The sequence below is a fragment of the Methyloglobulus morosus KoM1 genome (assembly GCF_000496735.2).
In the GTDB taxonomy this organism is placed as follows: Bacteria; Pseudomonadota; Gammaproteobacteria; order Methylococcales; family Methylomonadaceae; genus Methyloglobulus; species Methyloglobulus morosus.
This window is the reverse complement of sequence record NZ_AYLO01000064.1, coordinates 1-22,239: the sequence shown is the minus strand read 5'-3', so window position 1 is coordinate 22,239 and position 22,239 is coordinate 1. Positions and strand designations below refer to the sequence as shown.

Sequence of the window (22,239 nt, the reverse complement as noted above, 5' to 3'; positions counted from 1 at the left end):
GCCGAAACCTCTATTTTTCTTAATTCAATTTAATCTGGACATCTACACCGGCGGCGAGATCTAATTTCATCAACGCATCGACTGTTTTGTCAGTCGGCTCGACGATATCAAGCAACCTTTTGTATGTCCTTAACTCATACTGATCCCGCGCATCTTTATTGACATGCGGTGAGATCAAAATCGTAAAGCGTTCTTTTTTAGTAGGCAAAGGTATAGGCCCCTTAACTTGGGCACCTGTCCGCCTTGCTGTTTCTACTATCTCACCAGCCGATTGGTCAATCAATTTGTGGTCAAACGATTTCAACCGGATTCTGATAGTTTGGTTTGTCATTTCTTCTACTCGATTTAAGGTGCAACAATTTATTCGATGATGGATGCAACAACCCCAGCGCCCACGGTACGTCCACCTTCACGGATTGCAAAACGCAAGCCCTCTTCCATAGCTATAGGATTGATCAGCGTGACTTCAACCGCGATATTGTCACCAGGCATGACCATCTCGGTACCTTCAGGCAGCTTAACGGCACCAGTAACATCCGTTGTCCTAAAATAAAATTGAGGGCGGTAACCGTCAAAGAATGGTGTATGGCGACCACCTTCATCTTTTGACAATACGTAAATTTCGGCCTTAAATTTCTTGTGTGGCTTAATGGTGCCTTTATGAGCGAGGACTTGCCCACGCTCCACTTCATCACGCTTCGTGCCTCTGAGCAACAAACCTACGTTGTCACCCGCCTGGCCTTGGTCGAGCAATTTGCGGAACATTTCCACACCGGTAACAGTAGTTACCATAGTGGGTTTAATGCCAACGATTTCGACTTCTTGACCGACCTTGATAATACCGCGCTCGATACGGCCTGTTACCACGGTACCACGGCCTGAGATTGAGAATACGTCTTCGATTGGCATTAAGAAAGAACCGTCAACAGCACGCTCAGGCAATGGAATGTAACTATCTAATGCTTCAACCAGTTTGACGACAGACTGAATACCTAACTCGCTGTCCTCACCTTCAAGGGCTTTTAGGGCAGATCCAATAATAATCGGGGTGTCATCGCCTGGGAATTCATACATATCCAGCAACTCCCTGATTTCCATTTCGACCAGTTCGATCAATTCAGCATCGTCCACCATGTCGGCTTTGTTAAGGAACACGACAATATAAGGAACACCTACCTGCCTCGATAACAGGATGTGTTCACGAGTTTGCGGCATTGGGCCATCGGCTGCAGAACAAACCAAAATTGCACCGTCCATCTGAGCTGCGCCAGTAATCATGTTTTTGACGTAGTCGGCATGCCCGGGACAGTCAACGTGTGCATAATGGCGAGCCGCAGATTCATATTCGACGTGCGAAGTCGCAATCGTGATACCACGTGCACGCTCTTCAGGCGCATTGTCGATTTGGTCGAACGCCTTAACTGCACCACCGTGCAATTTAGCCATTACTGTCGTTAAAGCGGCGGTCAGCGTTGTCTTTCCGTGGTCAACGTGACCGATTGTACCGACGTTGACGTGGGGCTTACTACGTGAAAATTTTTCTTTAGCCATGACTCAATACCTTTTATGTTACATTCAAATTATGATGATTTTTTAATAATTGCTTCTGCAATAAATGCAGGCACTTCATTGTATTTCTCAAACTGCATACTGTATGTAGCTCGCCCCTGCGTTGCCGAACGCAAATCAGTTGCATAACCGAACATTTCCGCTAGCGGTACTTCGCAACTAATCGTTTTCCCTGATGGCGTGTCATCCATGCCTTGTATCAGCCCGCGCCGCCTATTGACATCGCCGACCACATCACCCATATAATCTTCAGGGGTGACGATTTCCACTTTCATGATAGGCTCGAGCAGAACCGGATTTGCCTTTCTTGCACCTTCCCTAAAACACATGGAACCTGCAATCTTGAATGCCATCTCGCTCGAATCAACGTCATGATACGAGCCATCAAACAGGGAAACCTTTACATCCAAAACGGGATAACCTGCCAAGACACCGCTTTTTAGCTGCTCCTGAATCCCCTTATCTACTGCCGGAATATATTCCTTTGGAATCACTCCGCCAACAATTTCATTTATAAATTCGTAGCCAGAACCATTTACTTTGGGCTCCAACCGCAACCAGACATGACCATATTGGCCTTTGCCACCTGATTGTCTAATAAATTTCCCTTCTTGCTCAACTGTGCTGCGAATGGTTTCACGGTAAGCCACTTGCGGTGCCCCAACGCTGGCATCCACACCAAACTCCCTTTTCATCCGATCAACAATAATCTCAAGATGGAGCTCACCCATCCCCGATATGATGACCTGCCCAGATTCTTCGTCCGTATGCACCCTGAACGAAGGGTCTTCTTGAGCCAGCTTCGCCAAAGCGACGCTCATTTTGTCTTGGTCGGCCTTGGTTTTCGGCTCTACCGCAACCGAAATTACGGGATCTGGAAAATCCATTCGTTCAAGGACAATGATATGATTCGGGTCGCAAAGCGTTTCCCCTGTAGTCACATCTTTTAACCCTATCGCAGCCGCTATATCCCCTGCACAAACGACTTTTACTTCTTCCCGACTATTGGCATGCATCTGCACGATACGACCGATGCGTTCTTTTTTCTTTTTTACCGAGTTGTAGACCGCATCCCCAGAACTTAGGATTCCAGAATACACCCTGAAAAAAGTGAGCGTCCCAACGTACGGGTCAGTCGCAATCTTGAATGCCAAGGCCGCAAAGGGCTTGTCATCCGACGCCGGACGCTCCGCTTCCGTCATTTCATCGTCCAGAATTCCCTTAATCGCCTTAATGTCGACTGGCGAAGGCAGGTACTCAATGACGGCATCCAACATGGCTTGAACGCCTTTATTCCTGAATGCCGAACCACAATAAGCAGGAACTATCTGGTTGGCTAACGTGAGCTGCCTTATACCTTGCTTTATTTCTTCATCGGTCAAAACACCTTCTTCCAGGTATTTGCCCATCAATTCTTCATTAGCATCCGCTGCCGCTTCAATCAGGCGTTCTCGCCATTCATTGCAACTTACCAGCATGCCTGTCGGAATTTCCGTTTCTTTAAAGGTCATGCCCATATTGGCATCATCCCAATAAATGGCCTTCATTTTGACCAGATCGACTACACCTTGAAAATGCTCTTCAGCACCAATCGGCAACTGCATAGGGACAGCCTTACCTCCAAGCCGTAACCCAATCTGCTTAACTACTCTCAGGAAGTCCGCTCCCGACCTGTCCATCTTATTGACAAATGCCAATCGCGGAACATGGTACTTGTCTGCTTGCCGCCAGACCGTTTCCGACTGCGGCTCAACCCCGCCTACCGCGCAAAAAACCGCGCAAGCCCCGTCAAGCACCCGCAAAGACCGTTCCACCTCAATGGTAAAATCAACATGCCCCGGCGTATCAATGATATTAATACGATGCTGCGGAAACTGCTTTTCCATGCCACTCCAAAAACACGTTGTCGCAGCAGATGTAATCGTAATCCCTCTTTCTTGCTCTTGCTCCATCCAATCCATGGTTGCAGCACCATCGTGCACCTCACCTATCTTGTGAGATACCCCTGTGTAATACAGCACCCGTTCCGTGGTAGTGGTCTTTCCCGCATCAATATGAGCCATTATCCCGATATTGCGATAACGCTCTATTGGCGTTTTCCTAGCCACCTCTTAAGCCTAATTTTTTTTCAATCTTTACCAGCGGTAGTGGGAGAACGCCTTATTGGCTTCCGCCATTCTGTGGGTATCTTCACGCTTCTTAGCGGCAGAACCCCTGCTTTCAAACGCATCCATCAATTCACCCGCAAGCTTGGACGACATCGTCCTCTCATTCCGTTTACGGGAAGCATCTATCAGCCAGCGCATCGCTAATGCCATACGCCTTGAAGGACGGACTTCAACGGGCACCTGATAGGTTGCGCCGCCGACACGGCGCGATTTAACCTCAACCCTAGGCTGAACATTTTCCAATGCTTTAGAGAGGACATCCAAAGGCTCGCTATGGCCTTTCTTTTCAATCACATCCAAAGCACCGTATACAATTCCTTCTGCAACTGATTTCTTGCCACTTTCCATAATCATGTTCATAAATTTGGTCAACGTAATGCTGCCAAACCGCGGATCTGGAATAATTTCTCTTTTAGTAGCGACTCTTCTTCTGGACATTCTTCACCAACTGATTATTTACCTTTCGGACGTTTGGTTCCGTATTTAGAACGACCGCACTTCCTGTTATTTACACCTGACGCATCAAGGCTACCACGCACGACATGATACCGAACCCCAGGCAAATCTTTTACACGACCACCCCGGATCAAAACAACAGAGTGCTCCTGAAGGTTATGGCCTTCACCACCGATATAACTACTGACTTCCGCACCATTGGTCAAACGCACCCTAGCCACTTTGCGAAGCGCCGAATTCGGTTTTTTAGGTGTTGTCGTATAAACGCGCGTACACACACCCCTGCGTTGCGGACAAGCCTCCAATGCGGGTACATTGCTTTTTTCTATTCTTTTTGCACGCGGCTTACGAACCAATTGGTTGATCGTTGCCATATTTTCCTTACTCCAAATACAGTGGTGGTGTCTTAATACTCAAAATCGCCTAACTTAACGACTATAATTTGGTAGTTCGACTTTGCTCAATTGCTTAAGCCCATGTGAGCAGAGCATAATACTTGCTAACAATAATGAGGTCAAGCTGTATTTCATTGCTTACTATCTTAGCCATTATTTAATGCCTGCTTCAGGGCTTCTTCGACATCATCTGTATCTACCGTTGGGGTCACTTCGGTATCCACACCTTGACTCTGGGCTTGCCTGTTTTTCCTGGCTTCATGATAGGCCAAACCAGTTCCAGCCGGTATCAAACGCCCAACTATCACATTTTCTTTTAATCCTTGCAAACTGTCGCCCAAGCCTCGAACTGCGGCATCAGTCAAGACACGGGTAGTTTCTTGGAAGGATGCAGCTGATATGAAAGATTCGGTAGCCAATGAGGCTTTGGTAATGCCTAATAAAATCGATTCATAACTGGCAGGGATTTTCCCTTCTTTTTCAATCTTATCATTCTCTTCCCTTAACAAAGCACGTTCAATCTGATCTCCTTTCAGGAACGAGGTATCCCCAGGTGCCGTAATCTCGACTTTCCTAAGCATCTGGCGAATGATCGCTTCGATATGCTTATCGTTGATCTTAACCCCTTGCAGACGGTATACGTCTTGAATTTCCTTAACCAGATAGTTAGCCAATTCTTCAACGCCACGCAGCCTAAGAATATCGTGCGGCGTCAATTCCCCTTCGGCAATCGTCTCGCCTTTTTCAACATACTCGCCCTCAAATACGGTGATATGTCGCCATTTTGATATTAGGGTTTCCACCTGCTCACCGGTCGAGTCGGTGATAATAACTCTCTGTTTGCCTTTGGTTTCCTTGCCAAATGATACCGTTCCACTTGTTTCTGCCAAGATCGCCGGATCTTTGGTCTTACGTGCTTCAAACAAATCGGCCACGCGCGGCAAACCACCGGTAATATCACGGGTTTTACTGGATTCTTGTGGAATCCTGGCGAGAACGTCACCCACTTTCACTTCCCCGCCGTCTTTAATCCCGACAATGGCCCCAGTCGGCAAGAAGTATTGCGCCGGGATTTCTGTGCCAGGAAGGAAAATAGCATCCCCATTCGCGCCCAACAATTTAACCATTGGCCGTAACTCTTTGCCTGCACTCCCCCTTTGCTTGGGATCGGTAACGACCAGGGAACTCAAGCCTGTGACTTCGTCGGATTGTTTTTGCACGGTCACGCCGTCAACAAAATGTATCAACTCAACAACACCGTCAACTTCAGTTATGACCGGATGGGTGTGGGGATCCCACGTCACGATAATGTCGCCGGCCTTGACCCTGTCCCCTTCTTTTACTGACAGCACCGCTCCATAAGGTATTTTGTAACGCTCCCTCTCACGGCCATATTCGTCAACGACCCCAACCTCACCCGACCTTGAAACCGCGATCAGGTTGCCTTCACGGTTGACGACCGATTTCAGGTTATTTAGTCGCAAAGTGCCAGCAGATTTAACCTGTACATTGCTGATTGCTGCGGATCGAGATGCCGCACCGCCGATGTGGAAAGTCCGCATGGTCAATTGAGTGCCGGGTTCACCGATGGATTGGGCGGCAATAACGCCAACCGCCTCACCCACATTGACCAAATGGCCACGACCTAAATCACGACCATAGCAAGCGACGCAAACACCATGCCTGTTTTCACAGGTAATAATGGAACGAACCAACACCCTATCAACGCTGTTTTCATCTAAAATTGCCGCCCACCGCTCATCCAATAAGGTGCCTCTAGGGACGATAAGGTTTTCGCCTGTGGCATCCAAAATGTCAACAGCAGCAACCCTACCGAGCACACGTTCTGAAAGCGGGTCAACAACATCGCCCCCTTCAATAATTGGAGTCATTATCAAACCATCTGAGGTCCCGCAATCCGCACCAATAATAACTAGATCCTGTGCAACATCGACCAACCTACGGGTCAAGTAACCTGAGTTTGCTGTCTTCAATGCGGTATCGGCCAACCCCTTGCGGGCACCATGCGTCGAAATGAAGTACTGCAATACGTCGAGACCTTCCCTAAAATTCGCAGTGATTGGGGTTTCAATAATCGAGCCGTCCGGTTTCGCCATCAAACCGCGCATACCCGCCAATTGTCGAATTTGCGCCGCCGAACCCCGAGCACCCGACTCAGCCATCATAAAGATCGAATTGAATGACTTTTGTTTCACGGATTTGCCGTCGGCATCTATGACGGACTCTTCACCCAAACCGTCCATCATCACCTTAGCCACCTGATCATTCGCATGGGACCAGATATCCACGACCTTATTATAGCGTTCTCCGTCAGTCACCAAGCCAGAGGCATACTGCGACTGGATCTCACCCACTTCGGCTTCCGCTGAGGTGATGATATCGGCCTTTTTAGCGGGTATCGCCATGTCTTCTATACCGAAAGACACCCCCGAAATCGTGGCATACCTGAAGCCCAAATACATGATCTGGTCAGCGAGAACAACCGTGTCTTTGTTTCCTAAATGTCGGTAGCTATAATTGACCAAACGCGAAATGTTCTTTTTGGTCATATCACAGTTGACCAATTCAAACGGCATTCGATCCGGCACGACTTCCCAAATCAATGCGCGACCCACAGTTGTCGATACACGATGGGTCTTATCGACTGTTTCACCCTGCTCATTCGTTACTTTTTCTGTGATGCGTAATTGAATTTTTGATTGCAATTCAACGGATTTGGCAAGCAAGGCCTTGTGGACTTCGCCAACATTGACAAAAATGCCGCCATCACCCTTGGCGTTTATCTTTTCGCGACTAATGTAATAAAGCCCCAAAACCACGTCCTGTGACGGATTAATGACCGGCTCGCCATTGGCCGGCGACAAGATATTGTTTGTCGCCATCATTAAGGTTCGCGCTTCTAATTGCGCTTCAATGGACAACGGAATATGTACCGCCATCTGATCGCCGTCAAAGTCAGCATTGAATGCGCTACACACCAAAGGATGAAGCTGGATAGCTTTCCCTTCGATCAGGGTCGGCTCAAATGCTTGTATTCCCAACCTGTGCAGGGTAGGAGCACGGTTCAATAGGATAGGGTGTTCGCGAATGACTTCTTCGAGGATATCCCAAACCTCATGACCCTCCCTTTCAACCATCTTTTTTGCCGCCTTGATGGTCGTGGCAAGTCCGCGGAATTGTAATTTACTGAAAATAAACGGCTTAAACAATTCTAAGGCCATTTTTTTGGGCAAACCGCATTGGTGGAGGCGTAATGTTGGCCCAACCACGATCACAGAACGACCAGAGTAATCGACACGTTTACCTAACAGGTTTTGCCTGAAACGACCTTGTTTGCCTTTAATCATATCGGCAAGGGATTTCAGCGGCCTTCTATTAGTGCCAGTAATTGCGCGTCCACGACGACCATTATCCAGCAATGCATCAACAGATTCCTGTAGCATGCGCTTTTCGTTGCGGACGATAATGTCAGGCGCACTCAAGTCCAACAACCGATTCAAGCGGTTGTTTCGGTTGATGACCCTGCGATACAAATCGTTCAGGTCAGAGGTTGCAAAACGACCTCCGTCCAAAGGAACTAGTGGGCGCAATTCGGGCGGCAGGACAGGCAGCACTTTCAGGATCATCCATTCGGGACGATTCCTAGAACTCAATAAAGCGTCCATCACTTTCAGGCGCTTTGAGATTTTTTTGATTTTTGTTTCTGAATTTGTTGCGCCAATTTCTTCCCTTAAGATATTGACCTCTTCCTTTAAATCAATCGCTTTTAACAGGTCATAGATGGCTTCTGCACCCATTTTTGCGGTGAAGTCATCGCCATACTGCTCTACCGCATCGAGATATTCATCGTCTGTCAGCAATTGACCCTTATTCAATGGGGTTGTGCCTGAATCCAAGATGACAAAAGATTCAAAATAGAGGACACGTTCAATCTCACGGAGGGTCATGTCCAACAGCAGGGCGATACGGGAAGGCAGCGATTTTAAAAACCAGATATGGGCAACCGGGCTCGCCAAGTCGATATGTCCCATCCGTTCGCGGCGCACCTTGGATAGCGTCACTTCAACGCCGCACTTTTCACAGATTACCCCACGGTGCTTCAACCGTTTGTACTTACCGCATAGGCATTCATAGTCGCTGACCGGCCCAAAAATCTTCGCACAGAACAAGCCGTCCCGTTCAGGCTTGAAGGTGCGGTAATTGATCGTTTCCGGTTTTTTTACCTCGCCATAAGACCAGGAACGGATCATGTCGGGCGAAGCTAAGCCGATACGGATGCCGTCGAAATCATCGGTACGCCCTTGGCGCTTTAAGAAATTCATTAAATCTTTCAAGAATCTATCCTCTTTAAGTATTTTCTGGTCAGTACCAGAACAAGCTATCAGTTGGTTTTGCTTTTAGGCAAGTTACTCCCGCTCCAACTCGATATTGACAGCCAACGAACGGATTTCTTTAATCAATACATTAAACGATTCCGGCATTCCGGCTTCCATCTTGTGGTCGCCATCGACAATGTTTTTATACATGCGCGTCCGACCTGTCACGTCATCGGACTTGACGGTGAGCATTTCCTGCAACGTATAAGCCGCACCATACGCTTCCAGCGCCCAGACCTCCATTTCACCAAACCGTTGCCCACCGAATTGGGCTTTACCGCCCAATGGCTGTTGGGTGACCAGACTGTAAGGGCCGGTTGAACGGGCGTGCATCTTGTCGTCAACCAAGTGATTTAGCTTGAGCATATACATATAGCCGACCGTAACTTGACGTTCAAACGGTTCGCCCGTCAAGCCATCATATAAGGTAATTTGGCCGCATTCTGGCAATTCCGCCAACCGCAACATGGTGCGTATTTCATCTTCACTCGCGCCATCAAACACCGGGGTTGCCATGGGCACACCATCGACCAAGTTGGCAGCCATTTCCAAGATTTCCTTGTCCGTAAAGGAATCCAAGTCTTCTTTGCGTCCGCTGCTGTTATATATCTTGTCCAGGAATTCCCTGATTTCAACTACCTTGGCTCTCGCTTCCAACATTTTGCCAATCTTGATACCTAGGCCCTTCGCCGCCCAACCCAAATGGGTTTCCAATACCTGCCCGACGTTCATTCGGGACGGTACGCCCAGCGGATTCAAGACAATATCGACTGGATTGCCGTCAGCGGTATAAGGCATATCTTCAACTGGACGGATCATGGAGATAACGCCCTTATTTCCATGGCGACCTGCCATTTTGTCACCCGGCTGAATCCGCCTCTTGACCGCCAAATAAACCTTAACCATCTTCAGTACGCCCGGCGGCAAATCATCGCCCATCGTGATTTTCTTGCGCTTTATTTCAAATTTTTCGTCAAAAGCTTTCCGTTGCTGTTCGACCTGCTGGCTAACCGCCTCAAGTTGGACGTTCAGGTCTTCGTCTTTCATCCTGATTTTCAGCCATTCCGAATGCTTCAGGCTGTCCAGGTAGGCTTGTGTTATCTCAGTCCCCGCTTTCAATTGTCCAGGACCTGATTTGGCCTCTTTGCCCAATAACATCTTCGCTACACGGTCAAATATGTCACCTTCCAGGATTTTTAGTTGGTCGTCCAAGTCTTTTCTATAACGCTTGATTTCCTGGTCTTCTATATCGAGCGCACGCTTATCTTTCTTGACCCCGTCACGGGTGAACACTTGTACGTCGATGACGGTTCCTTCAATACTGCTAGGTACGCGCAAGGACGTGTCCTTCACATCGGCCGCTTTCTCACCGAAAATAGCACGCAGTAATTTTTCTTCAGGCGTAAGTTGGGTCTCGCCCTTTGGAGTCACCTTTCCTACCAAAATATCGCCGCCTTTGACTTCTGCGCCTACATATACGATACCTGACTCATCCAGCTTAGATAAGGCTTCTTCACTGACATTCGGAATGTCGGCGGTAATTTCTTCTGGGCTGTGCTTGGTGTCCCGAGCGACACAGGTTTTTTCTTCGATATGAATAGTCGTGAAACGGTCTTCCTTGACGACCCGTTCAGAAACCAGGATGGAATCCTCGAAGTTGTAACCGTTCCAAGGCATGAAAGCGACCAACATATTCTGGCCTAACGCTAACTCGCCCATATCAGTGGAAGGGCCGTCCGCCAAAATATCGCCGGCATTGACGATGTCGCCTTTCTTGACCAACGGTTTTTGGTTGATGCAGGTATTCTGGTTCGAGCGGGTGTATTTGGTCAGGTTGTAAATATCGACGCCCGGCGTACCGGTTTCCGTTTCCGTATCATTCACGCGCACTACGATCCTAGCCGCATCAACGGCTTCAATACGCCCGCCACGATCAGCGACCACCGTAACCCCAGAATCCTTGGCAACTGTCCGCTCCATTCCTGTACCTACCAACGGTTTTTCTGACCGCAAGGTGGGTACGGCCTGGCGTTGCATGTTTGAACCCATGAGCGCACGGTTGGCGTCATCGTGTTCAAGAAATGGAATGATGGAAGCGGCAACCGACACGATTTGCTTTGACGACACGTCCATATATTGAACGGTGTCGGACATCGCTAACGTGAATTCATCCTTATGTCGACATGAAACTAAACCATCAACCAACTTTCCGCTTGTATCTACGGCAACACTGGCCTGTGCAATAACGAACTCACCTTCTTCGATGGCTGACAAATAATCGACCTGGTCGGTTACCTTGCCGTCAATCACTTTCCTATAAGGCGTTTCCAAAAAACCATAATTGTTCGTCCTTGCATAGACTGACAAGGAATTGATCAAGCCAATATTAGGCCCTTCTGGCGTTTCAATCGGACAAACCCGACCATAGTGGGTAGCATGTACATCCCGTACCTCAAAGCCTGCACGCTCCCGCGCCAAACCACCAGGGCCCAAAGCCGATACGCGGCGCTTGTGGGTCACTTGAGACAGAGGGTTGTTTTGGTCCATGAATTGCGAAAGCTGGCTTGAACCAAAAAACTCCTTGACGGCGGCGGAAACCGGTTTTGCATTGATGATTTCCTGCGGCACCAAGCCCTCGGAATCAGCCAGTGTCAACCGTTCTTTTACGGCTCTTTCGACCCTGACCAAGCCGACGCGGAACTGATTTTCGATCATTTCGCCGACCGAACGCACACGCCGGTTGCCTAAATGGTCGATGTCGTCTACGTTGCCGTCACCGTTACGGATATTGATCAGCTCTTTAAGGACATCAATAATGTCGTCGTTGGTCAATGTACCGGTGCCAGTAATTTCCTGCCGACCCAATCGGCGGTTGAACTTCATCCGACCGACGGTAGACAAATCGTAACGTTCGTCGGTAAAGAACAAATTCTGGAACAGATTTTCGGCAGATTCTTTGGTGGGCGGCTCGCCAGGCCGCATCATACGATAAATTTCGACCAATGCTTCGAGCGTATTACTGGTCGCATCCAGGCGCATCGCGTTGGACATATATGGCCCGTTATCCAGGTCATTAACGAATAAAGTATTGATTTCCTGAATCCCATTTTCAATACAGCGATCCAGCATCGCTGAAGTCAATTCGTCATTGACTTTAGCCACGATCTCACCTGTATTCGGGTCAATCAAGTTATGCCCAACCACTTTACCCACTAGGTATTCCTTAGGCACTTCGACTTCGACAAGCCCCGCTTTAACCATCTCTCGGATATGCTTGGCGGTAATCCTGCGACCTTCCTCCACCAACACTTTATCCTCATGCTTGATGTCGAAGGCAGCTATCTCCCCGCGCATCCGGTCTGGGATAATATGGAATAAGCATTTTTCAGGACTTAAGGTGAATAGGTTCGTGTCGAAGAAGATCTTAATCATCTCCTCATTATCGTAACCCAAGGCCCTCAACAAAATAGTGGCAGGAATTTTCCTGCGGCGGTCTATACGCACATAGACGCAGTCTTTATGATCGAATTCAAAATCCAGCCACGAACCACGATAAGGGATGACACGGGCATTGAACAACAACTTGCCCGAAGAATGCGTCTTGCCTTTATCGTGATCAAAGAAAACACCCGGTGAACGGTGCAACTGCGACACGACAACGCGTTCAGTCCCGTTGATGACGAACGTACCGTTATCGGTCATGAGGGGCAATTCACCCATGAAAACTTCCTGCTCACGGATGTCTTTTACGACCTTAGCATTAGCTGGCGATTCCTTGTCGTAGATCACCAAGCGCACCAGTACGCGCAATGGCGCCGCGTAAGTCGCGCCCCGCTGCTGGCACTCCCTTACATCAAAAGTGGGTTCGCCTAGGCGATAACTAATATACTCCAGGACAGCATAACCGGAATGGCTTTCGATGGGGAAAACACTGGAAAATGCTGCATGCAACCCATTGTCTATACGCTTTGCAGGTGGCATGCCAGCCTGTAAAAATTCCGCATAAGAGTTGATTTGTGTCGCCAGGAGATAGGGAACCTCAAGTACTTCTATACTTTTCCCAAAGTTATTACGGATACGCTTTTTTTCTGTAAAAGAGTAGGACATATTGCTTCCAGACCTTTTTTCGCTATGGATGATTTTTTTCTGCCCGCTTACCGCAAACAGAAAAAGGTCGATGACAACATTGCCACCGACCGGATTGTGTCAGGCTAACGCCTTGTCTTGCATGAAACCCTTACTTAATATCGACAGTCGCGCCCGCTTCAAGAAGCTGCTTCTTGATCTCTTCCGCTTCGGCCTTTGAAACACCTTCTTTAAGGGTTGTCGGCACTCCTTCAACTGCATCTTTCGCTTCCTTAAGCCCCAGGCCGGTGATGGTGCGGACTGTCTTGATGACCGCAACCTTATTTTCACCAAAGCTGGTCATGACGACATCAAACTCCGTTTGTTCTTCAACCGCTGCGGCGGCAGCGACTGGAGCCGCCGCAACAGCCACAGCTGCGGACACGCCAAATTTTTCTTCCATTGCCGAAATTAAATCAACAATTTCCATCACAGTCATTTTCGACACCGCTTCCAGAATGTCTTCTTTTCCAATTGCCATTGTATTTCCTCTAAATTCTTTAATATTTAACTGGTTTAGGTAGCCTTAGGCTGCTTGCTTTTCGTCCCTGACGGCAGCCAAAGTGCGAACCAGCTTCTCAACAGGCGCTTTCATGACTGACATCAGCATGCTAATACCTTGGTCGCGGGTCGGCAAACGCGCCAGCCGCGCAAGTTCCGATGGACCAAAAGACTGCCCACCGATTGCGACAACTTTCGTTACCAGCTTATCGTGAGCTTTAGCAAAATCGTTAATCAAGCGTGCCGCACAACCTGGATCTTCCATCGAGAATGCAATCAGCAGCGGCCCTACCAGGCCATCCTGCATACACTCGAATTCAGTCCCGGCAACAGCCCTTTTAGCCAGTGTATTTTTTACCACGCGCACATAAACACCCGTTTCCCTGGCGGTTTTACGGAGTTCTGTCAATTCCGAAACCGTCAATCCACGGTATTCTGCTGCGACGGCAGAGTGGGCTTTGGCGGCGTATTTGGAAACCTCTTCCACAACCGCTTTTTTGCCCTCTAAATTTAATGCCACAGGTGACCTCCCTAATGATCTGATCACTCAGATTTACAAACGTATCCCAGTGGATACCCCTACGGTTCCTTTTACCTATTCAGGCCAGGGTTTCCGTCTACGCAGGAACATTAAGCCTTTCGGCACCTGCGGTCTTTGACGGTTGCCGACGATTAATGCCGTGGCAACCCAAAGTTCTTTAATTCATTCCTTAGCCTCCAAGGCTACTTGAATCCAACCAAAGGCCAGGCCCCATTGTTGAAGAAAGTGTAATCTTTTTTATGTACGTTCCTTTGGCGGCAGTCGGTTTGGCTTTCCTCAAGTCTGCTAGCAAGGCTTCAAGATTGCCTTGAATTGAGGCCGCATCAAAATTGATTTTCCCGAGCGTGCAATGAATAATACCGCCCTTGTCCGTGCGATACCGTACCTGACCTGATTTGGCATTTTTTACCGCTGTGGCAACATCCGCCGTTACCGTTCCAACCTTGGGGTTCGGCATCAAACCTCTCGGCCCCAATATTTGGCCTAATTGACCGACAACCCGCATGGCATCGGGGGACGCGATCACCACGTCAAAATTCATTTCGCCTTTTTTGACCAAGTCGCCCAGGTCATCCATACCGACAATATCTGCGCCCGCCGCTTTAGCCGCTTCTGCATTAGGGCCTTGAGTAAAAACTGCGACCCTCACGGTTTTACCCGTACCGTTTGGCAGGACAGTTGCGCCGCGGACGTTCTGGTCGGATTTACGTGGATCAACACCGAGGTTGACGCTGACATCAATTGCCTCATTAAATTTCGAGGTGCTTAGCTCCTTCAAAAGCTGCACAGCTTCCGCAACCGAATATTGCTTGGTCTTATCGACTTTTGCCTTGACTGCTTTTGCTTTTTTGGTTAACTGTGCCATTACATCCCCTCCACATTCAGACCCATACTACGCGCACTGCCTGCTATCGTTTTCACGGCAGCTTCAAGGTTTGCCGCATTCAGGTCATCCATCTTGGTTTTCGCTATTTCTTCCAACTGGGCGACCGTTACAGTACCCACTTTCTTAGTGTTGGGATTGCTACTGCCACTCTTAATGCCAACTGCCTTTTTCAACAGGATTGACGCTGGTGGCGTTTTGGTAATGAAAGTAAAACTCTTGTCGCTGTATACCGTGATAACGACTGGCAAAGGCAAGCCTTTTTCAACGTCCTGCGTTTTTGCATTGAACGCCTTGCAGAATTCCATGATGTTGACACCGCGCTGGCCCAAGGCTGGACCGACTGGCGGACTGGGATTAGCCTCACCGGCTTTGACCTGCAACTTAATGTATGCAGTTATTTTCTTTGCCATTTTTCTCTCCGATATGGGTACAAACGCATTTCAGCTCCCCTTAGACACAAAAATCCCTACCTCCAAGGAAGGGATTCAACAAATTCAATGCACGAACGACACAGGTTACTTAGATTTTTTCAACTTGCCCAAAAGCCAATTCAACCGATGTTGAACGGCCAAAAATCAGCACCGATATTTTCAGCTTATTTTTTTCGTAATTCACTTCTTCGACGACACCATTAAAATCTTTAAATGGCCCATCAATGACCCTGACAACTTCTCCCGCCTCAAACAGAACTTTTGGTCTGGGCTTATTGACCCCTTCCTCAACCCTATTCAGTATTGTCATTGCTTCTTTTTCTGATATAGGGGCAGGCCTGTCCGATGTGCCTCCGATAAAACCCAAAACCTTGGGGACATCTTTCACCAAATGCCACGTTTCATCCGTCAACTCCATCTGCACTAGCACATAACCTGGAAAAAATTTCCTATCGCTTTTGCGCTGCTGACCCATCCGCATTTCGACGACTTCTTCCGTGGGTATCAGGATCTTTCCAAAAAATTGCTCTAGCCCTTCGCGTTTTATCCTCTCTTCCAGGGCCTGCTTAACTTTCCCTTCAAAATTCGAATAAGCGTGAACAACATACCACCGTAATGCCATATCGTTAACCGCCCTGTCCAGTCAAAAGCTGCACACCTTTGAACAGCGCCATGTCCAGCAACCACAAAATCAAGCCCACGGTGAACACCATAGCAAACACCAGCATAGTTGTGCGGGTAGTCTCCTCACGGGTAGGCCAAACCACTTTCCTAACTTCCAGCCTTGATTCCAGGAAGAAGGCCCAGATATTGCGGCCTAAATCTGTAGTAAGCATTAAACCCAAAACGACCAACGCCACGACCAATAGGCCTATAACGCGGTATAAAACAGAGACTTCTGAGAAGAAATAGAACGCAAAAACACCGGCAACCACGAGAAAAACCGAAAAAACTTGCTTGACTATATCAAAAACCGGCGTTTGCGCTTCTGCTTGTGTGCTCATGTCGTTAATTTCTAAATTTAGGTAACGTATGTATGTTTTTGTTATCGACTGAGTGGCAGGCCAGGAGGGTCTCGAACCCCCAACCAACGGTTTTGGAGACCGCCATTCTACCAATTGAACTACTGACCTGTTTCAGACGTAACTAAAGAACAAGCGATTATATACCAAAAAAAGTTTTAATCAACAATTTGTCTATCGAGAAATAGACATCAGGCCGTTATTGTGATTCAAAATTGGTATTTGCTTTGACATCTCATTTCAAGGGCCAATTCCCAGCCTCGGCACAACGGCCGAAATTGATGCCAGACTTGCCAGAAGGAAAGTCTCCCAAAGAAATAATTTCAACCCTTAAGGAACACCCAATTTTACTGCATTCCTAACAAGTAGGTTTTGTAACTATCATCTTCTGTTGTGCTTGTATGGACATAAGCATTTCTTCAGAATATCACCGTATTATCCGATTAGCGATAGGCCGTCATCCCCTATCAATGCATTGCACAAGCAATCTGGCTGTAGAATCCCATAGGAGATAAAAATCTACCAACCTCATAGAACTCAATCAACAATCAGCGTATACAATATTTAGGTTAAAATGTTGCTTGAAAAATCACGGTAGCCTTAGGCCTTAGCGCCATGCGGTTTGGCCTCCCGAACAGTTTATTGGAGAGAGGGATCCTTTTGACAATCAAACATGGAAAACAATGAAAGAACGCATTACCCATTTCGGTCTTGATATTCTCAGTAAACTGAATTTGGCATCGCTTTGGCCGAAGCTAGAGGAACTGTGCATACCTGTTTCCAGGCGATTAAAGTTCAAGAAACTTTTATCGCTAAAATCGTTGATTGTACTGGGTTTTGTAATTGCCGTGATCCCGCTTTTTTTAGCCGTAATGTACGCCGCTTTTGGTATGCGCGAAACCTCAGCATTAGGGAGGACTATCAATTCCCAGGTTTTCGAACAAACCAAAGCGATTCGCCTGGTTTTGCAAAAAACATCCGATATCGAGCGGAAAGCCCGGCTGTTCCTGCTCCTGTCGGACCCAACCTTGCGCCAACCTTACGAGCGGCAATCTTATGAAAGCACACGGGCATCGTTCAACCAAGCCTTGAGCGCCTTGCAGAAATTGCACGTCAATAACAAAATCGCCTTATCTGTCAATGAATTATCAGAAAAAGAAAGCCTGATTTATCAGCAAATCATTAACTCGCCAACTGAGAAAGACCTCACATTACCCGTCGATGAAGCATTCCAAGGGCTTCGGGAATCTTCCAATAACCTTTCGCGTGAATTCGAAGGCTATGTTGAACATGAATTCAACGAATTGCGCCAACAATCCGTATCCCTTGAACAAGGGCTATTAACCAAAGGCGCAGTTCTACTGGCCATCTCTTTTGTCTTTATTGCCATACTTCTAATTATACTTTCGCGCTCAATGCGGCAACTTGATGCCAGTATCCGCTGTTTAGGGTCGGGCGAACTGGATAAACCCATTGATGTTGAAGGGCCTTCTGACCTGCGTTATCTGGGCAATCGCCTGGAATGGCTGCGGACACATTTGATTGAGCTGGAGGTTTCAAAACAACAGTTCATGCACAATGTGGCTCGCGAAATCGACATGCCTTTGGAAAGCCTTCGTGAAGGTGCAGAACTGCTTGCGAACGAGGCCAATGAAAAACAAGACCCTGCAAGACAGAACATCGCGTTATTATTGTGCAACAATGTTGACAAGCTGAAAACAGTGTCCGAGGAATTGGTCCGTTATAGCCAGATCAACTCGAAGCCCGAACTGAACCGCAAGGAAACTGTCAATATGAAAGTCTTGCTTGAATCGGTCATCGAAAGCTTCCAACCCCGTTTGCACAGCAAATCGATACGCTTGAAAAAACTGGTCAGGCCGGTCGAAATTTCCGGGATTCACGATCAATTGCGAAGCATTATTGAACAACTCATGTCAAATGCGGTGAAGTTCTCACCAACGGGCGGCGAAATCCGCATCATGTTACGTGATTCAGGCTCCCAGATGGAACTGGAAATCGAAGATGAAGGTATCGGTATTGCACCCGATGAACGGGCGCATGTGTTCGAGCCGTTTTTCCGTGGCAAAGCACCCCAACCCGACGATAATAGCGAGGGGCCAGGATTAGGCCTTGCCATCGTTAAAGAATATGTTTCCAACCATCAGGGCAATGTCGATATTATTGATTCAAGGGAAGACCAACAAGGGGCTCGTATCCGCGTTCAGCTACCGCTAGCCGGCGGAGCCTGAACAATCGGGTACAAATATCATTATGCAACCATCTACCGCTATACGACCGATAACATTAGCACTCAGCCTTTTACTGCTGGCTGGATGTGCCGAATTTAATTCTGGATACGGATATTCCAACCGTTACAACAGTTCCTACTTACAATCAGACTTTGATGAACTGCAAGCTTTCGGATCCGGCATGGCAACGATGCCAAGCTCTACACGCGCGAAGACTTGCCGCAGCTTGCTTAAACAGCAAAAAATATCCCCTAACCCTGACATTTACTTACGCTTGATGATAGGCCGTTTGCTATCCGATGCCTGCGGCGATATTTCCAGGATACTGTCTGGCGTAAATTCTATCCCTCCAGGAAACATGCCCGATGCAAGATTACAGCGACTTGTCACCATAGACACGGAGATTTTAAAACGCTTGAACAATGCCTCAAGAAGGCACGGCTCGCAGGAATGTAGCCAAAGATCAGAACCATCCGGACCGGAATCGAAAAGCAACAACGGGGAGAAAAAAAATGAAACCCGCCTGTTACGAGAAAAGCTAGAAGCCATCAGGTCTATGGAAAAGCACCTGGATGAGAACGAAGAAGCAAAATAAAACTCATGTTTCGTTTTCGCCTGACTGTTGTCATTGTTGTTTCGTTCGGATTTGTCTTGTTTTTAGGGATCGCCCTCTACTGGGGCTCAAACCAAGTTTCCCGGTATTTTCAGCGCAGCCAAACGGCGTATGAGGCTTTTGACCGTTATGAGCGGTTGTCCCAAGAAGCCTATCGCCATTTCAAGCAGCGGATGGACAGGCTGATAACGTCCAGCCCAACGGCGGAAGCGGGCGTAGCATCTTCCAAAAATCGCCTATACGAAGCGATGCAGGAACTTAGAAACACAGCAATACAAACGCCAGCCACTGGGAATTTAATTGGTGATATGCAGGACAAACCTGCCGAGATGTCCAGGGTTGCCCATTTCACGGCGTTCCTGGATGCCAGCGAGTATTGGTTTGATGAAGTCGAACGCTTACGTCAACAAGGCAAAAACGAAATGGCAGTGCAGACGCTCTCGAAATTTTCCGAAGAAGAAATCGACGGAAAATTCCAGCCCCTGATCGATGCCGCCATCAACGCAGAACGCGAAAAAGCCGCAAATGCCAAGCAAGAACTGGAGAATTTGGTTGCCCAGTCGCGTTGGATTGCCATCCTGGCATCAGTAGTGGCGGCGATGTTTAGCTTGATGTCCGGGGTGTTTCTCCTGCACGGTGTCAGGAAACCTATCGAAACATTGATGAAAAGCACCGAAGAAATAGCGTCGGGCAATTTGCATTATCGCATTTCTCTCGATACCCGAGATGAATTCGCCTATCTCGCCAATCACTTCAACCAGATGGCATCCAAGCTGGAACTTCAGCAAGATAAGCTGCGTGAGGGACATGCCTTGTTGGAAAAACGGGTGGCTGACCGGACTTTTGAACTCCATGGGTTAAATGAAGAATTAAAACGCATGGATAGCGAGAGACGGACGTTTTTGGCCGACCTTAGCCATGAACTACGAACCCCGATAACCATCATTCGCGGCGAGGCGGAGGTTACCCTTAGAGGCCAGGAACGTAATGCAGAGGAATATAAAGATGCTTTGCTCCGTATTCTTGAGTTATCGATGCAGTTGGGGAAGTACGTCAACGACCTCTTCTTTTTAGCCCGTGCCGAAACCGCCAACCTACAATTTGAATGGGATAGCGTAGACCTGACCGACCTCGTGGTCAGCGCCGTCGAGAATTTTCAAGTAATGGCCGCAGAGAACTCGATTTCGATTTCCTTGGATGCCTCGAACGAACCCATCTGGGTACGCGGCGACAAACAGCGGTTGCGACAAGTACTGTTCATCCTGGGCGATAACTCTTGCCGATATTCCAAACTCGGAGGGCACATCGGGATCGCGTTAAGCACAGACGACAAAGAAGCCGTCTTTACCCTAACCGATCAAGGCATAGGCATACCCACCCAAGATTTGGACCGTATTTTTGACCGTCAATTCCGCAGCCAGAATGCCCGACGTTCGCGGAACGATGGCACCGGACTGGGCTTGCCGATGGCAAAATCTATCTTAAACGCACACGGCGGAAGTATTACGGTTGCCAGTACGGAGAACATAGGCTCGACGTTCACTGTTACACTTCCGTTGCTTCCGGCGGGGCAAAATGGCAGCTAGTCCATGGACACTAACCTACAGATAAAACGCTAATGGATATTGGTTATACACGGATCCTGCTTGTAGAAGACGACCAGCGGATTGTCGATTTTGTCCAACGCGGGCTAAAGGCAGAAGGTTATGCCGTCGAAGTGGCACGCAGCGGCCTGGAAGCCATAGCACTGGGGACTGAGGGACAATTCCAGGCTATCATCCTGGACTTGGGCCTGCCCGACCTTAATGGCATACAGGTTTGCGAGCAGCTACGTAGCATTGGCATAGACACCCCTATCCTCATGTTGACGGCAAGGGAAACCGTGCAGGACAAAGTGACCGGCTTGCGTTCGGGAGCCGATGATTACATGACCAAGCCCTTCGCTTTTGAAGAACTGCTGGCCCGGATTGAAGTGTTGATGCGTCGGCGCGGCGGCGATATTAAACCCGAGACCCGGGAGCTCCAGATAGCGGACCTGATATTGAACGGGGAGACCCATGAAGTGCGGCGCGGGGACACCCTAATCGACCTAACCCCCAAGGAATTCGCCTTGCTGGAGTGCTTTATGCGCGTCCCCGGCAAGGTATTAAGCCGCACCCGTATCCTGGAACAAGTCTGGGGCTACAGCGCCGACCCCCTGACCAATGTGGTGGATGTGTACATCCGCCAGTTGCGGCGAAAAATCGATGATAATTTTGACTTAAAACTTCTAAAGACTGTGCGCGGGTTTGGCTACAAGTTGGATGCTTCTGAATAAGATATTCCGGTAGGTTGGGTTAGACGCGCAAACTGTAGGGCAATAAAGCGTGTTAAGGTGTTTGGGCGCGTCGTAACCCAACGTTCGGAGGTTGAATTGCCGCCCAATGTTGGGTTACGGCGCACGGACAATCTGATTGAAATCTTAGCGTGATTTGTTTTGTGCGCCTAACCCAACCTACGGAACTTAGCCTGTATATTCTCTGAAGGCGTAAAATCCAGAAGAAATTTTAGGAGTTATTGCATAAAGCTCGCCAATCACGGGAGATGTACTAAAATAATATAATTCATCCCAAGGCCTTAAGCTTACGGTAGGTTCAATTGCAATTTTCGACTCTAAAATTGCCCACAATTTTTAGAGTTAACCATACTGACATATTGATCATGTATAAGCTTGGAGACTTTCATCTGATGTACTGAACGTGTTTGGCGCAGAGGACAACTCAGCAAAGATTTATAGTATCTCTGTACTGGCTATGTACTTTCATCAAAAACCAGTGTTTATAACTAGGCAGAGAGCAATATGGCAAAATATTACCGAGCAAAAAAAACCAAATTCTCATTAAGTAC

The 22,239-nt window shown here is 48.1% G+C and carries 17 protein-coding genes and 1 tRNA gene; 4 read left to right on the top strand and 14 right to left on the bottom strand.

What is annotated here, in order from left to right; translation table 11 throughout:
- Positions 1 to 19: 19 nt before the first annotated feature.
- The 14 genes from rpsJ to MGMO_RS09015 form a co-directional block, all read right to left on the bottom strand.
- Positions 20 to 331: a 30S ribosomal protein S10 gene (rpsJ, locus tag MGMO_RS09080; RefSeq protein ID WP_023494757.1), complete on the bottom strand. Its 312-nt coding sequence runs from the start codon at positions 329 to 331 to the stop codon at positions 20 to 22.
- A 29-nt stretch (positions 332 to 360) separates the two neighbouring features.
- Positions 361 to 1,551 (bottom strand): elongation factor Tu, encoded by a 1,191-nt coding sequence (tuf, locus tag MGMO_RS09075; protein WP_023494756.1) that lies wholly within the window; start codon positions 1,549 to 1,551, stop codon positions 361 to 363.
- A gap of 29 nt (positions 1,552 to 1,580) precedes the next feature.
- Positions 1,581 to 3,677 (bottom strand): elongation factor G, encoded by a 2,097-nt coding sequence (fusA, locus tag MGMO_RS09070; protein ID WP_023494755.1) that lies wholly within the window; start codon positions 3,675 to 3,677, stop codon positions 1,581 to 1,583.
- A 27-nt stretch (positions 3,678 to 3,704) separates the two neighbouring features.
- A complete protein-coding gene (gene rpsG / locus MGMO_RS09065; RefSeq protein ID WP_023494754.1) occupies positions 3,705 to 4,175 on the bottom strand; it encodes a 30S ribosomal protein S7 in 471 nt (156 codons plus the stop codon).
- 14 nt (positions 4,176 to 4,189) lie between these two features.
- Complete coding sequence (gene rpsL, locus MGMO_RS09060; RefSeq protein WP_023494753.1) at positions 4,190 to 4,567, bottom strand: 30S ribosomal protein S12; 378 nt, start codon at positions 4,565 to 4,567, stop codon at positions 4,190 to 4,192.
- Between the two features lie 167 nt (positions 4,568 to 4,734).
- Positions 4,735 to 8,931, bottom strand: a complete 4,197-nt coding sequence (gene rpoC, locus MGMO_RS09055; RefSeq protein ID WP_023494752.1) for a DNA-directed RNA polymerase subunit beta' — start codon at positions 8,929 to 8,931, stop codon at positions 4,735 to 4,737.
- Positions 8,932 to 9,015: 84 nt separating this feature from the next.
- On the bottom strand, positions 9,016 to 13,092 hold the full coding sequence (rpoB, locus tag MGMO_RS09050) for a DNA-directed RNA polymerase subunit beta (protein WP_023494751.1): 4,077 nt from the start codon (positions 13,090 to 13,092) through the stop codon (positions 9,016 to 9,018).
- A 130-nt stretch (positions 13,093 to 13,222) separates the two neighbouring features.
- Positions 13,223 to 13,591 (bottom strand): 50S ribosomal protein L7/L12, encoded by a 369-nt coding sequence (gene rplL, locus MGMO_RS09045; protein ID WP_023494750.1) that lies wholly within the window; start codon positions 13,589 to 13,591, stop codon positions 13,223 to 13,225.
- Positions 13,592 to 13,636: 45 nt separating this feature from the next.
- Positions 13,637 to 14,131: a 50S ribosomal protein L10 gene (gene rplJ, locus MGMO_RS09040; protein WP_023494749.1), complete on the bottom strand. Its 495-nt coding sequence runs from the start codon at positions 14,129 to 14,131 to the stop codon at positions 13,637 to 13,639.
- A 190-nt stretch (positions 14,132 to 14,321) separates the two neighbouring features.
- Positions 14,322 to 15,017: a 50S ribosomal protein L1 gene (rplA, locus tag MGMO_RS09035; RefSeq protein ID WP_023494748.1), complete on the bottom strand. Its 696-nt coding sequence runs from the start codon at positions 15,015 to 15,017 to the stop codon at positions 14,322 to 14,324.
- The gene (gene rplK / locus MGMO_RS09030; RefSeq protein ID WP_023494747.1) at positions 15,017 to 15,448 is read right to left on the bottom strand and encodes a 50S ribosomal protein L11; all 432 of its coding nucleotides are present in this window, start codon (positions 15,446 to 15,448) and stop codon (positions 15,017 to 15,019) included. Before rplK ends, rplA begins: the two co-directional genes overlap by 1 nt.
- 109 nt (positions 15,449 to 15,557) lie before the next feature.
- Positions 15,558 to 16,091, bottom strand: coding sequence for a transcription termination/antitermination protein NusG (nusG, locus tag MGMO_RS09025; protein ID WP_023494746.1), 534 nt, complete (start codon positions 16,089 to 16,091; stop codon positions 15,558 to 15,560).
- Between the two features lie 4 nt (positions 16,092 to 16,095).
- Positions 16,096 to 16,473: a preprotein translocase subunit SecE gene (gene secE, locus MGMO_RS09020; protein WP_023494745.1), complete on the bottom strand. Its 378-nt coding sequence runs from the start codon at positions 16,471 to 16,473 to the stop codon at positions 16,096 to 16,098.
- Positions 16,474 to 16,526: 53 nt separating this feature from the next.
- Positions 16,527 to 16,602 (bottom strand) — tRNA-Trp (locus MGMO_RS09015).
- Positions 16,603 to 17,174: 572 nt separating this feature from the next.
- On the opposite strand from MGMO_RS09015, the gene MGMO_RS09010 reads away from it, so the two are divergent.
- From MGMO_RS09010 to MGMO_RS08995, 4 genes are read left to right on the top strand one after another with little or no spacing between them, the layout of a single operon-like run.
- Positions 17,175 to 18,740 (top strand): sensor histidine kinase, encoded by a 1,566-nt coding sequence (locus MGMO_RS09010; protein ID WP_023494744.1) that lies wholly within the window; start codon positions 17,175 to 17,177, stop codon positions 18,738 to 18,740.
- Between the two features lie 22 nt (positions 18,741 to 18,762).
- Positions 18,763 to 19,335 carry a hypothetical protein gene (locus MGMO_RS09005; protein WP_023494743.1) on the top strand — a complete coding sequence of 191 codons (573 nt, stop codon included), beginning with the start codon at positions 18,763 to 18,765 and terminating at the stop codon, positions 19,333 to 19,335.
- Positions 19,336 to 19,340: 5 nt separating this feature from the next.
- Positions 19,341 to 20,939 carry a sensor histidine kinase gene (locus MGMO_RS09000; RefSeq protein WP_023494742.1) on the top strand — a complete coding sequence of 533 codons (1,599 nt, stop codon included), beginning with the start codon at positions 19,341 to 19,343 and terminating at the stop codon, positions 20,937 to 20,939.
- 32 nt (positions 20,940 to 20,971) lie between these two features.
- A complete protein-coding gene (locus tag MGMO_RS08995) occupies positions 20,972 to 21,670 on the top strand; it encodes a response regulator transcription factor (protein WP_023494741.1) in 699 nt (232 codons plus the stop codon).
- The last annotated feature ends 569 nt before the right edge of the window (positions 21,671 to 22,239 follow it).